Annotated in this window: 9 protein-coding genes; 4 read left to right on the top strand and 5 right to left on the bottom strand. The window is 72.0% G+C overall.

All coding sequences use genetic code 11. The annotated features are described in order from the left end of the window. Positions 1-40: 40 nt before the first annotated feature. The 4 genes from cydD to hisC form a co-directional block, all read right to left on the bottom strand. A complete protein-coding gene (cydD, locus tag C4U44_RS13825; protein ID WP_103886278.1) occupies positions 41-3,586 on the bottom strand; it encodes a thiol reductant ABC exporter subunit CydD in 3,546 nt (1,181 codons plus the stop codon). A 67-nt stretch (positions 3,587-3,653) separates the two neighbouring features. Continuing rightward, a complete protein-coding gene (gene cydB / locus C4U44_RS13820) occupies positions 3,654-4,658 on the bottom strand; it encodes a cytochrome d ubiquinol oxidase subunit II (protein ID WP_103886059.1) in 1,005 nt (334 codons plus the stop codon). Positions 4,659-4,688: 30 nt separating this feature from the next. After that, positions 4,689-6,236, bottom strand: coding sequence for a cytochrome ubiquinol oxidase subunit I (locus C4U44_RS13815; RefSeq protein WP_103886058.1), 1,548 nt, complete (start codon positions 6,234-6,236; stop codon positions 4,689-4,691). Between the two features lie 234 nt (positions 6,237-6,470). Further along, positions 6,471-7,562 (bottom strand): histidinol-phosphate transaminase, encoded by a 1,092-nt coding sequence (gene hisC / locus C4U44_RS13810; RefSeq protein WP_103886057.1) that lies wholly within the window; start codon positions 7,560-7,562, stop codon positions 6,471-6,473. A 286-nt stretch (positions 7,563-7,848) separates the two neighbouring features. On the opposite strand from hisC, the gene C4U44_RS13805 reads away from it, so the two are divergent. The 4 genes from C4U44_RS13805 (at position 7,849) to C4U44_RS13790 (ending at position 11,844) form a co-directional block, all read left to right on the top strand. Continuing rightward, positions 7,849-8,955: a LacI family DNA-binding transcriptional regulator gene (locus C4U44_RS13805; RefSeq protein WP_103886056.1), complete on the top strand. Its 1,107-nt coding sequence runs from the start codon at positions 7,849-7,851 to the stop codon at positions 8,953-8,955. A gap of 271 nt (positions 8,956-9,226) precedes the next feature. Then, positions 9,227-10,327, top strand: coding sequence for a metallophosphoesterase (locus C4U44_RS13800; protein ID WP_103886055.1), 1,101 nt, complete (start codon positions 9,227-9,229; stop codon positions 10,325-10,327). A 151-nt stretch (positions 10,328-10,478) separates the two neighbouring features. After that, positions 10,479-11,369 (top strand): hypothetical protein, encoded by an 891-nt coding sequence (locus C4U44_RS13795; protein WP_103886054.1) that lies wholly within the window; start codon positions 10,479-10,481, stop codon positions 11,367-11,369. An 88-nt stretch (positions 11,370-11,457) separates the two neighbouring features. After that, positions 11,458-11,844: a hypothetical protein gene (locus C4U44_RS13790; RefSeq protein WP_103886053.1), complete on the top strand. Its 387-nt coding sequence runs from the start codon at positions 11,458-11,460 to the stop codon at positions 11,842-11,844. Positions 11,845-11,935: 91 nt separating this feature from the next. Here C4U44_RS13790 and thiC read toward each other — a convergent pair whose 3' ends face one another. Beyond that, positions 11,936-13,741, bottom strand: a complete 1,806-nt coding sequence (gene thiC, locus C4U44_RS13785; RefSeq protein WP_103886052.1) for a phosphomethylpyrimidine synthase ThiC — start codon at positions 13,739-13,741, stop codon at positions 11,936-11,938. Positions 13,742-13,779: the final 38 nt, after the last annotated feature.

Below are 13,779 nucleotides of genomic sequence, written 5' to 3'. Positions count from 1 at the left end.
CCCGCGGATCCTCACGAGTCCGCGGGCACCCGGCAGCCCCCTACACGTGGAGCGGTTCCCTCGGCTCCACCGCCGTACGGGCCGGCTCGACGCTCCGCTCCCGTTCCAGGGTCCGCCGGAACGGCCCGTCGGCCGCGGCCAGTTCGTCGTACCCGCCGCGCTGCACGACCCGCCCTGCGGACAGGACGACGATCTCGTCCACGGCCCCGCCGGCGAGCCCGGCCAGGCGGTGCGTGATCAGTACGGTCGTACGCCCGCGGGTGGCCGCCAGCAGGTCGGCGGTGAGGGCGTCCGCGGTGGGCAGGTCCAGGTGCTCGGCGGGCTCGTCGAGGACCAGGACGGGGAAGTCGGCCAGCAGGGCGCGGGCCAGCGCGAGCCGCTGCCGCATCCCGCCGGACAGCCGGGCACCGTGCTCACCGACCTCCGTGTCGAGGTCCAGGTCGAGCCGGGCTGCGGCCAGCGCCTCGCGCAGCGCGCCGTCCGTCGCTCCCGGCCTGGCCAGCCGCAGGTTCTCCCGCACGGTGCTGGCGAAGACATGGGCGTCCTGCGCGCACAGCCCGACCAGCCGCCGTACGTCGTCGCCGTCGAGTGCCGCGGCATCCCGGCCGGCCAGCGTGTACGTGCCCCGTTCCGCGTCCAGGAACCGCAGCAGCACATGCGCCAGCGTGGTCTTGCCCGCACCGGAAGCGCCCACCACCGCGATCCGGCGGCCGGGCGTCAACGTCAGGTCCACCCCGTCCAGCGCGGGCCGTCCCTGCCCGGGGTGCCGTGCGGTCAGGCCGCGCAGCACCAGCGGGTACGGCGAGGCCGGTGCCTCCAGCGGTTGCTCGGGCTCCCGCACCGGCACGGGAGCGTCGAGGACGTCCCGTACCCGCTGCGCGGCCCGGCGGCTGCGCTGCCGCTGCTGGGCGGCCGCGGGCAGCCCGTTGACGGCCTCGAAGGCGGCGAGGGGCAGGAGCACCAGGACCGCGAGCAGCACGCCGTGGATCTGGTGGTCGGCGACCGCCCGCACCCCCACCCAGGCGCAGCCGGTGACCGTCAGGCCGGTGGCCAGCGCGGTGAGCCCGGCGCCCAGCGCCGTGGCGGCGGCCGAACGGGCGGTGATCCGCCGCAGTTCCAGGTCCGCGGCCGCGGCCCGCGCGCGCCGCCGGGGCAGCGCGCCCGCGACGGTCAGTTCCGCGGTGCCGGTGAACAGGCCGAGCACCCGGGCGGACAGCTCGCCCCTGGCCGGCGCCAGCCGGTCCTCGGTGCGGCGGGCCACGGCCACGGACAGCGCGGGCACCGCGACGCCGGCCACGAGCAGTCCCGTGCCGAGCACGACCCCGGCGGCCGGCAGCAGCCACCCGGTGAAGGCGGCGGCGCCGATCCCGGTCGCCGCGGCCGTCACGGCGGGCAACAGCCAGCGCAGGTAGTGGTCCTGAACGCCGTCCACGTCGGCGACCAGTCGTGAGAGAAGGTCACCCCGACCGGTACGGCCGAGCCCGGCGGGCGCCAGCCGCTCCAGCCGGCGGAAGACGGCCACCCGCACACCGCCCAGGGCGCGGAAGACCGCGTCGTGGCCGACCAGCCGCTCGCCGTACCGGAACGCGGCGCGGCCGATGCCGAAGGTGCGGGTGGCGGTGACGGCGACCATCAGGTAGAGCACCGGCGGCTGCTGGGCGGCCCGGCTGATCAGCCATCCCGATGTACCCATCAGGCCGACCGCGCAGCCGAGCGCGAGCACCCCGAGGGCGCAGGCACCGGCGAACCGGGACCGGAACCCGCGGGTCTCGACGAAGCCGGCGATGCCCCCGACGCGCCGGCCCGGGCGGCGGCTGCCGCGCGGCGTCGAGGCGGCCACGTGGGACGGAACCGGTTCGCTCGGCCCGGTGGGCGGGTTCGCCTCCACCTGCGCAGGGGCGGGCTCCGGCCCGTTCGCCGCCTCCGGGCTCACCAGGACCGCGGCCCGCTCGGACGTTTCCATGTCGAGCGGGTGCACCCGGTCCGCCAGCGGGAGGAGGGCGGGGCGGTGGGCGGTGAGCAGGACCGTGCGGGTGGCACACAACTTCCGCAGCGCCGCGATGACCTCGGCCTCGGTGTCGCCGTCGAGGTTGGCCGTCGGCTCGTCGAGCAGGAGCAGCGGCCGGTCGGCGAGGAAGGCACGGGCGAGGGCCAGCCGTTGGCGCTGGCCGGCCGACAGTCCGGCGCCGTCCTCACCGATGACGTCCTCGGGGGCGGCGAACCCGGCCACCCCGGCGGCGGCCAGCGCGGAGGCCACTTCCGCCTCGCTCGCGTCCGGCCGGGCCAGCCGCACGTTCTCGGCGACGGTCCCGGCGAACAGGTGCGGCCGCTGCGGCACCCAGGCGATCTGCCGGTGCCAGGAGGCCCGGTCGAGGTCAGCGAGGTCCACCCCGTCGACGAGGATGCGCCCGGCGGACGGCTGGACGAAGCCCAGCAGCGCCCGCAGCAGCGTGGACTTGCCACCGCCGCTGGGACCGGTGATCGCGAGCGTCCGGCCGGGCAGCAGCTCCAGCGTGGTCCGGGCCAGCCGTCCGTCCCGCGCCACCTCGACGCCCTCGACCCGCACCGTCGCCGTCCGCAGGTCGGGCGCGCGAACTCCGCTCGTGCCGTCCGCCGCGACGGCACCCGGCAGCGCGGTCTCCAACACCTCGAAGACCTCCTCCGCCGCCGCGAGCCCCTCGGCTGCGGCGTGATACTGCGCGCCCACCTGCCGCAGCGGCAGATACGCCTCCGGGGCGAGCACCAGCACCAGCAGCCCGGTGCGCAGGTCGAGTTCGCCGTGCACCAGCCGCATGCCGATACCGACGGCGACCAGGGCGACCGAAATGGTGGCGAGCAACTCCAGCACGAAGGAGGAGAGGAAGGCGATTCGCAGCGTCCGCAAGGTGGCCTGGCGGTACTCGTCGGTGATCTTGCGGATGTTGTCGGCCTGCACCTTCGCCCGGCCGAAGACCTTCAGCGTGGGCAGTCCGGCGACCACGTCGAGGAAGTGCCCGGACAGCCGTGCCAGCAGCCGCCACTGGCGGTCCATCCGGTCCCGGGTCGCCCATCCGACCAGCACCATGAACAGGGGCACCAGCGGGAGGGTCACCACGATGGTCAGCGCGGAGATCCAGTCCGCCGTGGCGATCCGGGCCAGCACCACCACGGGGACGACCGCGGCGAGGCCGAGTTGGGGCAGGTAGCGGGCGAAGTAGTCGTCGAGCGCGTCCACTCCGCGGGTGGCGAGCGTGGTCAGCTCACCACTGCGCCGCCCGGTCAGCCAGTTGGGCCCCAGCGCGGTGGCGTGAGCGAGCAACCGCTGCCGGAGCTGCGACTTCACCGCCGCACCGGCCCGGTATGCGCACAGCTCGGTGAGCCAGGCCACCAGCGCCCGCCCGACCGCGACCGCGGCCAGGGCGATCAGGTCGCCGCGCAGCACGCCCGGCCCCTCGCCGTGCTGGAAGCCGCCGACCACCACGTCGGCGATCAGCACTGCCTGGGCGACCACCAGCCCGGCCCCCGCCAGGCCCAGCAGCACCGAGCCGGCAAGGAAGACCCGCGTGGTCCGCGCGTACCGCAGCAGTCGGGGATCGACCGGTTTCACGTGGAACATCCCCTCTCGTGTTTCACGTGGAACAGGAGCACATCGGACATCAACGGATACGGCATGATCAGTGCGCCGCTTCCGCGATGTGCTGGGTCCCGATCCGCTTGCGGAACACCCAGTACGTCCAGCCCTGGTAGAGCACCACCAGCGGAGTGGCGACCGCCGCACACCACGTCATGATCCGCAGCGTGTACGGGGTCGCGGAGGCGTTGCCCACGGTCAGGCTCCACGCGCTGTCCAGCGAGGACGGCATCACGTCGGGGAAGAGCGCGAGGAAGAACATCGCCATGGTGGCGGCGATGGTCACGCCGGAGAAGGCGAACGCCCAGCCCTCCCGGCCGGCCAGGTTCGCGCCGAGCGCGGCGGTCAGCGCCGCGAGCGCGACCACCAGGGCGGGCAGGCTGCGACCGTCGCCGCTGTGCACCTGGGTCCAGATCAGGAACACCGCCGCGAGCACCATGGCGACCAGTCCGACCCTGACGGCCAGGGCGCGTGCCCGCTCCCGGATCGGCCCGACGGTCTTCAGCGCGGCGAACACCGCACCGTGGAAGGTGAACAGGGCCAGGGTGACCAGGCCGCCGAGCAGCGCATAGCCGCCCAGCAGGTCGCCCAGCCCGCCCACGTACTCCTTGTTCGCGTCGATCTTCACGCCCCGCACGATGTTGGCGAAGGCCACCCCCCACAGCACGGCGGGCAGCAGCGAGGTCCAGAAGATCGCGTGCTCCCAGTTCCGCTGCCAGCGCTCCTCGGGCCGCTTGGCGCGGTACTCGAAGGCGACCCCGCGCACGATCAGGCAGACCAGGATCAGCAGCAGCGGCAGGTAGAAGCCGGAGAAGAGGGTCGCGTACCAGTCCGGGAAGGCGGCGAAGGTCGCGCCGGCCGCGCTGAGCAGCCACACCTCGTTGCCGTCCCAGACCGGACCTATGGTGTTGATCAGTACCCGTCGCTCGGCGCGATCCCGCGCGAGCAGCTTGGTGAGCACGCCGATCCCGAAGTCGAAGCCCTCCAGGAAGAAGTAGCCGGTCCAGAGGACGGCGATGATGACGAACCAGACGTCGTGCAGATGCATGTCCCGTATCCCTTCCGTTCCGTCAGTCCGTCAGTACGAGAAGGCCATCGGCCGGTCGGAGTCGGCGGACGGCTCCGCTCCGTCGCCTGGGGTGCCGGTCCCGCCGGGTCCGCCGCCGATCCTGGTCGGGGGGTTCAGGTCGTCGTCGGTGAGCTCGGGCGGGCCGGCCTTGGCGTACTTCACCAGCAGCCGGACCTCGACCACGGCGAGCACCGCGTAGAGCAGGGTGAAGACGATCAGCGAGGTCAGCACGTCGCCCACCGACACTCCGGGGGAGACGGCGTCCTTGGTGCGCAGCACCCCGTAGACCACCCAGGGCTGACGGCCGGTCTCGGTGAAGATCCAGCCCCAGGAGTTGGCGATCAACGGGAAGACCATGGTTCCCAGGGCGATCCGCCAGTACCAGGGGGACAGCCGTTCACCGAGCCCGATCGAGCGGGTCAGCATCAGGTGCGGCACCTCGTCCTCGCCGGTACGCCGGTCCGGGGCGAGCCAGAAGCGGCGCCGGGTCAGCCACAGTCCGGCCGCGCCCACACCGATGGAGACCACGCCGAAGCCGATCATCCAGCGGAAGCCCCAGTACTCGACCGGGATGTTCGGCCGGTAGTCGCCGGGGCCGTACTTCTGCTGCTCGGCCTTGTTCACGTCGTTGATGCCGCCGACGTAGCTGGTGAAGTCGTCCGTGGCCAGGAAGGAGAGCAGGTTGGGCACGTCGATGGCGACCTCGTTGTGGCCCTTGTTGACGTCGCCGACCGCGAAGATCGAGAACGGCGCGCCCTTCTGGCCGTCCCAGAGCGCCTCGGCGGCGGCCATCTTCATCGGCTGCTGCTTGAACATCACCTTGCCGAGGGTGTCGCCACTGATCGCGGTGAGCGCGCCGGCGACCACCGCGACGACCAGCGCCATCCGCAGCGAGGAGCGCATCACCGCGATGTGCCGCTTGCGGGCCAGGTGGTAGGCGGCGATGCCGATCACGAAGGCGGCGCCGGTGAGGAAGGCCGCGGACATGATGTGGAAGAACTGGGCGAGCGCGGTGTTCTGGGTGAGCACCGCCCAGAAGTCGGTGAGTTCGGCCCGCTTGGTCTTCGGGTTGTAGTGGTACCCGACCGGATGCTGCATCCAGGAGTTGGCGGCGAGGATGAAGTACGCGGACAGGATGGTGCCGATCGAGACCATCCATATGCAGGCGAGGTGGAGACGCTGGGGCAGCTTGTCCCAGCCGAAGATCCACAGCCCGATGAAGGTCGACTCGAAGAAGAAGGCGATGAGCGCCTCGAAAGCCAGCGGCGCGCCGAACACGTCACCGACGAAGCGCGAGTAGTCCGACCAGTTCATGCCGAACTGGAACTCCTGCACGATCCCGGTCACCACGCCCATGGCGATGTTGATCAGGAAGAGCTTGCCCCAGAACTTGGTGGCCTTGAGGTACTTCTCCTTGCCGGTGCGCACCCAGGCGGTCTGCAGTCCCGCGGTCAGCGCGGAGAGCGAGATCGTCAGGGGGACGAAGAGGAAGTGGTAGACGGTCGTCACGCCGAACTGCCACCGGGCGACGTTCAGTGGCTCCAATGCGAGCTGCACGATACGTCTCCTTTGCTGCCATACGCGTTCCGCTTGTGAACGTGAACTCATTCACAAGCAGTATCGCGCACATGCGTTCGCCCCCTCCCACCGGGGGGTGGCAGGGGGCGAAATCAGCAGGTCAGAGCCGCTTCAAGGAGCGCGGAGCGGCCCAACGGGAGCGGATCGATGTCACCCGGGCGGCCCACCGGCGACACGATCGGCAGCCGAGGGCCACCCAGGCGATCGGGCGGGCTACAACTCCTTGCGGAACTCCTCTGCGGCGCGCAGCAGGATGTCGTTCGCCTCGGTCTCACCGACCGTGATCCGTACCCCCTCGCCCGCGAACGGCCGGACCGTGACGCCCGCCCGCTCGCAGGCCCCCGCGAAGTCCGCGGTGCGCTCCCCCAGCCGCAACCAGACGAAGTTCGCCTGCGTCTCCGGCACTGTCCAGCCCTGGTCGGCCAGCGCCCTGGCGACCCGGGCCCGCTCGGTGACCAGTCCGGCGACCCGCTCCAGCAACGCCGGCTCCGCCCGCAGGCTGGCGATGGCCGCGTCCTGGGCGAGCTGGCTCACCCCGAACGGGACCGCGGTCTTGCGCAGCGCCTCGGCCACCGGTTCGTGGGCGATCGCGAAGCCGATCCGCAGCCCCGCCAGGCCGTACGCCTTGGAGAAGGTGCGCAGCACCGCGACGTTGGGTCGGTCGCGGTAGATGTCGACGCCGTCGGGCACCTCGGGATCGGTGATGAACTCCCGGTACGCCTCGTCGAGAACCACCAGCACGTCCGGCGGCACCTGGGCCAAGAAGCGCTCCAGCGCCGCCCGGCGCACCACGGTGCCGGTCGGGTTGTTGGGGTTGCAGACGAAGATCAGCCGGGTCCGTTCGGTGATCGCGGCCGCCATCGCGTCCAGGTCGTGCGTCTCGCCCGCGTCCAGCGGCACCTGGACCGGCCGGGCGCCGCTGATCCTGGTGATGATCGGATAGGCCTCGAACGAGCGCCAGGCGTAGATCACCTCGTCGCCGGGGCCCGAGGTCACCTGGATCAGTTGCTGGGCCACGCCGACCGAGCCGGTGCCGGTGGCGATGTGTCCGACTGGTACGTCGAACCGCGTCGCCAGCTCGGCGCTCAGCGCGCCGCAGGACAGGTCGGGATAACGGTTGAAGGAGGCCGCGGCGGCGGCCGCCGCCTCCAGTACGCCGGGCAGCGGGGGATACGGGTTCTCGTTCGAGGACAGCTTGTAGGCCGGCCCCGAGGTGCCGTCCTCCGCCGTGGCCGGGGGTCGCCCGGGCTTGTACGTCGGGATGCCGTCCAGTTCCGCTCGCAGCTTGGGGGTGGTCATGGCCACACACTACGAGCGCCACCGCTGGTGGGGGAGGTGCGCGACGTCATCGGGTGCGCCGGTAGCGCGCGCCCTGGCGCGCGTCCCCCGTAGGAGTGAGTTGCTGACATTCATCTCGGCAGACCAATGGCCGGGCGAACTCCGCCCCCGCGCCCGTAACAGCCCTGCCTGCCGCGCTGCCGCCTGCATATTCCACCTGGCATACGGTCTTGGATCTTGCAGAAACCGTTCTTCTCAGGGGGTACCCGGCCGGAAGCCGTACGGACCAGTGCCGCCCTACTATCGGCTCGCCATGACAGCAGCAGGGAATCACCAGGCGAGCCGGCCCATCGGACGCCGGCTGGAGCGCGCGGGGATCAGGGATGTCGCCGCCGCCGCCGGCGTGTCGATCACGACTGTCTCCGACGCGCTCAACGGCAAGGGTCGATTGCCGGACACCACACGACGCCATGTGCGCGAGGTCGCCGACCGGTTGGGATACCGACCGTCGGCCGCCGCCCGCACCCTGCGCACCGGCAGATCGGGCCTGATCGGTCTGACGGTGACGACCTATGGCGAAGAACCGTTCACCTTCACCGAGTTCGCCTACTTCGCGGAGATGGCCAGAGCCGCCACCTCCGCCGCGCTCGCCCGCGGATACGCCCTGGTCATCCTGCCCGCGTCCTCCCGGCACGACGTGTGGGGCAACGTGGCGCTGGACGGCACCGTGGTGGTCGACCCGTCCGACCAGGACCCGCTGGTCGGCGAGTTGGTCCGGCAGGGCGTGCCGGTGGTCAGCGACGGCCGCCCGGTCGGCAGCCTGCCGGTGCACGCCTGGGTCGACAACGACCACGAGGAGGCCGTGCTCGGTATCCTCGACCACCTCGCCGCGGCCGGCGCCCGCCGGATCGGACTACTCACCGGCACCAGCACCGACACGTACACGCGGCTGTCCACCACGGCCTACCTGGAGTGGTGCGAACGCGTCGGCCAGGAACCGGTGTACGAGGCGTACCCCGCGAACGACCCCTGCGCGGGCGCGGTGGCCGCGGACCGGTTACTGGCCCGTCCGGACCGCCCGGACGCCGTGCACGGACTCTTCGACCCCAACGGCACCGACCTGCTCGCCGCCGCCCGCCGCTACGGCCTGCGCGTTCCGGACGACCTGTTGCTGGTGTGCTGCAGCGAGAGCGGCGGCTACGCGGGCACCGACCCGCCGATCACCACGCTGTCGCTGCAACCGCGGCGGATCGGCACCGCCGTCGTGCAGTTGCTGATCGACGCGATCGAGGGCATCGGCCCGAACCACCCGGTGCAGCAGGTGATGCCGACCGAGCTGATCGTCCGCGCGTCCTCGCAGCGGCGGGCACACCGCACCACGGTGAGCCCGCCGCGCGGTCCGGCCCGCGGGGAGGTGTGAGCGGCCGCAGGAGGAAGGGCGAGCCGCGCCGGGCCGACGGACCGGGCGGCAGGGTGACCCCGGCGGCGGTCGGCCGGCCGGGCAGCCGACCGATGCGGCGGGCCGGCCGGATGCGGGCCGACACGTGTCATCCTGACGGTCGGCGGCGAACTGCCGGGTGACTACGTGCCGTTTTGTCCAGGGCCCATGAAAACGAGGTGCCTGGGTATGTCACAACGCGCCAGCCGCATTCCTATGATGGGCGGATGGCGGCGCGAGCGTGGAGGGGTCGATGACTCAGGGGGCAGGTCAGGGGTATGAGCCCGACACCGGTTACGAGCCCGCGCCCGGCTACGGGACGGCACCCGACTTCACGCCGGCTGCCGGGTACGAACCCGGCTATCCACCGGCCCCGCCCGCTTTCGACGGCGGCACGCCACCGGCGGCACCTCCGGCACCACCCGGCTACGAGCCGACCCGCCCCGACACTCCGCTGGTCCCGCCGGACTACACCCCCACCGCCCACGACCTTCCGGTGATCACCGACGTGGCAACGACCGAGAAGCGACCCGGCCCGCTCTACGTGGTCGGCGACGTGCACGGCTACCTGGACGAACTGCTCGCCGCGCTGCACGAGTCGGGGCTGGTCGACGAGGAAGGCCACTGGTCCGCAGGCAGTGCCCGGCTGTGGTTCCTGGGTGACTTCACCGACCGCGGCCCGGACGGCATCGGCGTGATCGAGCTGGTGATGCAGCTCTCCGCGGAGGCCGCGGCGGCCGGCGGTTACTGCCGCGCCCTGATGGGCAACCACGAACTTCTGCTGCTGGGCGCGCACCGCTTCGGTGACATCCCGGTCAACTCCACCGGCGGCACCGCGTCGTTCCTCGCCGCCTGGCGGCTGAACGGCGGCCAGCCCTCCGACATGGAGCGCCTGGAGGACCGGCATCTGACCTGGATCTCCCGGCTGGACGCCGCGCACCTCACCGATGGCCACCTGCTCGTGCACTCCGACACCACCGCGTATCTCGACTACGGCAGCAGCATCGAGGAGATGAACGACGCGGTCACCAGCGTCCTGCAGCGCGCCGACGCCGACGAATGCTGGGACCTGTTCCGCAAGTTCACCAAGCGGTTCGCCTTTCGCGGGGACGGCGGCGCCGAGGCGGCCCGCGAACTGCTGGGCACCTACGGGGGCAACCGGGTCGTGCACGGCCACAGCCCGATCCCGTACCTGCTCGGCGAGGTCGGCGGAGATTCCCCCGCGGACAGCGAGGCGGTGGCATCCACGGTCCAGGGCCCGATGGTCTACGCGGACAGTCTCGCGGTGGCGATGGACGGCGGAGTGACCATGGACGGGCGGCTGCTCGTTGCCCAACTCCCGCTGGTGGGCTAGCTTCCACATTTCCTGGTTGCGCCCTGTCACGGCCCCCCGGACGGCCCTACCATCGCTGTATCCGTAGTCCCACCGCTCTCCGGGCTTCCGGCAGGCAGAGCCTGTTCCACGTGGAACACCGGCCGTACACGGAGAGTCGGAGCATCGGGGGATGCACATGACCAGCGCTCCACACCTGCTCACCGAGGACCGCCCGGACTTCGAGCACGTCCTCGACGAGGCGCTGCGTATCGTCGTGGACGGTATCGACGGCGGGGCCGACGAGGCCGGCGGGGATGGCAGGGCCGGCGCGTCCCGTGGTTCCGGCGGGGACGGCGCGGCCGGTTCCCCGCTGAACATCGAGCAGTTGCGCACCATTGCCCTGGCCGCGGCCGAGTCGATCGGGGCGCGGGTCGCCGAGGAGTACGACGCGTACCGCCAGGTCCGCGCGGAGAGCCGGGACGCGGCCCGCGAGTCCGCCCAGGCCCGCGACAACCGGGCGTTCAGCTACGCCGCGATGGGGGTCGCGGACAGCGCCGGATCCGGCGCGGGCCTCTTCGCGGTGATGGCGGTCCTCACGCCGCTGCTCGCCGGCGCCGCCGCGCTGATATTCCTACTGATCGGCTACGCCCTGCAGGCGGTGTCCCCGGAGCCGGGGATCGCCTCACCGCTGCGCACCGCGGGCTGGTTCTTCGCCGCCGTGGCCGCGGCGGCGATCGTGCTCGGCGGTATCGGCCTGCTGCTGACCGCGCTGCGGGCCGGCTCCACGGCGGTCCACGACGGGCCCACGTCGCTGCCGCCCGAGGTCGCGCACGCCCGCGAGGTCTGGCGCCGCGCGCTGCTCGACCGAGGGATGCTGCCGTTCCTCGACGACGTGGTGGCCGGACGGGTCGCCGTACCGCAGCCGCCCGCGGCGCCGGCCTCCGGCCCGCGCATGCCGCGGCTCGGCTACTCGCGCCCCGACTTCTCCTCACCCCAGGACCCGCAGTCCACCGCGCCCCGGTTCGCGTCGCCCGACTTCAGCAGCCCGGACTTCGGCGGCCCGGACCACCGTCCCGACTAGCGCCGCGCACGGATGGACCTCCCTCGGTCGCGGCACCTGACGACCGTTGCTTGACTTCTTCCGTACCTGGTCAGAACGGGAGAGGCCCATGCGCGTCCGCCGCCGTACGCTCGCTGCTCTGTGCACGACCATCCCGCTCGCCCTGGCGGCGACGGCCTGCTCCGACTCCTCGGCCGGCCAGGTGACGGGCACCCGGGGCCTCGCCTTCAGCCAGACCATCTCCAACCCCGCGCAGGGCAACGGCGCCTGCCACCGTTTCGCTCCCCTGGGCGTCAACCGCGTGAGCAACAACACCGGCGTCGACATCTGGCTGCACAAGGGCCTGAACTGCAACGACCCGGTGGGCCGCCCCAGCACCTACCTGCCCACCACCTTCACCGCGAACACCGCCGACACCCCGGGCCTGTGGCACAGCTTCTCCACCGTCGGCTGGCCGCCGCCCGTGGCTCCCCACGCGAACGCCAACACGGACTGACCGGGAGCCGCGGCAGCACGGGGCAGCACGGAGGGTCCGGCACCCACCGGACCCTCCGCACCGGACCCTCTGTACCGGGAGCGGACCCGGCTCAGTCCGCGATCGGCAGGTAGACGCGGTTGCCGGCGGCGGCGAACTCGGCGGACTTGGCCTCCAGTCCGGCCCGGATCTCCTCCTCGGTCCCCTCCCGCTCCCCGGTCCCGGCCGCAGGGCCGGACTCCAGGTCCGCACCGCCATGGGTGCGACGGATGTCGTGCGAGATCTTCATCGAGCAGAACTTCGGGCCGCACATGGAGCAGAAGTGCGCGGTCTTCGCCGGCTCGGCCGGCAGCGTCTCGTCGTGGAAGGCGCGCGCGGTGTCCGGGTCGAGGGCCAGGTTGAACTGGTCCTCCCAGCGGAACTCGAAGCGGGCGTCGGACAGCGCGTCGTCCCATTCCTGGGCGCCCGGGTGCCCCTTGGCGAGGTCGGCGGCGTGCGCGGCGATCTTGTAGGTGATCACACCGGTCTTGACGTCGTCGCGGTCCGGCAGGCCCAGGTGCTCCTTGGGGGTGACGTAGCAGAGCATCGCGGTGCCCCACCAGGCGATCATCGCGGCGCCGATGCCCGAGGTGATGTGGTCGTAGGCGGGCGCGATGTCGGTAGTGAGCGGGCCGAGCGTGTAGAACGGCGCCTCCTCGCAGATCTCCTGCTGGAGGTCGATGTTCTCCTTGATCTTGTGCATGGGCACGTGGCCCGGGCCCTCGATCATCGTCTGCACGTGGTGCCGTTTGGCCACCGTGTTGAGCTCGCCGAGGGTGCGGAGCTCGGCGAACTGGGCCGCGTCGTTGGCGTCGGCGATCGAGCCGGGCCGCAGGCCGTCGCCGAGCGAGAACGTGACGTCGTAGCCGGCGAGGATGTCGCACAGCTCGTCGAAGTTCTCGTACAGGAAGTTCTCGCGGTGGTGGGCCAGGCACCAGGCGGCCATGATCGAGCCGCCGCGCGAGACGATGCCGGTCTTGCGGCGGGCGGTCAGCGGGACGTGGCGCAGCAGTACCCCGGCGTGCACCGTCATGTAGTCGACGCCCTGTTCCGCCTGCTCGACCACGGTGTCCCGGTAGACGTCCCACGTCAGTTCCTCGGCGCGGCCGTCGACCTTCTCCAGGGCCTGGTAGAGGGGCACGGTGCCGATGGGGACGGGGGAGTTGCGCAGCACCCACTCGCGGGTGGTGTGGATGTTGCGCCCGGTGGACAGGTCCATCACGGTGTCGGCGCCCCAGCGGGTCGCCCAGGTCATCTTCTCGACCTCCTCCTCAATGGAGGAGGTGACCGCGGAGTTGCCGATGTTCGCGTTGACCTTCACCAGGAACCGCTTGCCGATGATCATCGGCTCGATCTCCGGGTGGTTGACGTTCGCCGGCAGCACGGCCCGGCCCGCGGCGATCTCCTCGCGCACGATCTCGACCGGGACGTTCTCGCGCAGCGCGACGAACTCCATCTCCGGGGTGGTCTCGCCGCGCCGGGCGTAGGCGAGTTGCGTGACCGGCTGCCCGGGCCGGCCGCGGCGGGGGAGCCGGGGCCGGCCGGGGAAGACCGCGTCGAGGTTGCGCAGGCCGCCCCGGGGCGCGGTGTGCCTGAGCCCGTCGTCCTCCGGCCGGACCGGCCGTCCCGGGTACTCCGCGGTGTCGCCGCGGGCGATGATCCAGTTCTCCCGGAGGGGCGCGAGGCCCCGCCGGACGTCGGTGTCGACCGACGGGTCGGTGTACGGGCCGGACGTGTCGTACAGCGTCACGTCGCGGCCGTTGGTGAGATGCACCTGGCGGACCGGTACCCGCAGGTCCGGTCGTGCTGATCCGGTGGGACCGGTGAGGTACGACTTGTGCCAGCCGATTCCACGCGTGCGCGCATCCTGCATGGTCATGTGAGACCCACTCCCTACGCCGGCATTACCCGGTAACA

This window comes from Actinacidiphila yanglinensis, assembly GCF_900107965.1.
GTDB lineage: Bacteria > Actinomycetota > Actinomycetes > Streptomycetales > Streptomycetaceae > Actinacidiphila > Actinacidiphila yanglinensis.
The sequence above is the reverse complement of the archived record's forward strand: the minus strand, read 5'-3'. Positions and strand labels throughout refer to the sequence as shown.

Excerpts from the sequence above, each read along its gene's own strand:
- cydB (WP_103886059.1), bottom strand. The coding sequence starts at position 4,658 with ATGCATCTGCACGACGTCTGGTTCGTCATCATCGCCGTCCTCTGGACC.
- C4U44_RS13805 (WP_103886056.1), top strand. The coding sequence starts at position 7,849 with ATGACAGCAGCAGGGAATCACCAGGCGAGCCGGCCCATCGGACGCCGG.
- C4U44_RS13800 (WP_103886055.1), top strand. The coding sequence starts at position 9,227 with ATGACTCAGGGGGCAGGTCAGGGGTATGAGCCCGACACCGGTTACGAG.
- C4U44_RS13795 (WP_103886054.1), top strand. The coding sequence starts at position 10,479 with ATGCACATGACCAGCGCTCCACACCTGCTCACCGAGGACCGCCCGGAC.
- C4U44_RS13790 (WP_103886053.1), top strand. The coding sequence starts at position 11,458 with ATGCGCGTCCGCCGCCGTACGCTCGCTGCTCTGTGCACGACCATCCCG.
- thiC (WP_103886052.1), bottom strand. The coding sequence starts at position 13,741 with ATGACCATGCAGGATGCGCGCACGCGTGGAATCGGCTGGCACAAGTCG.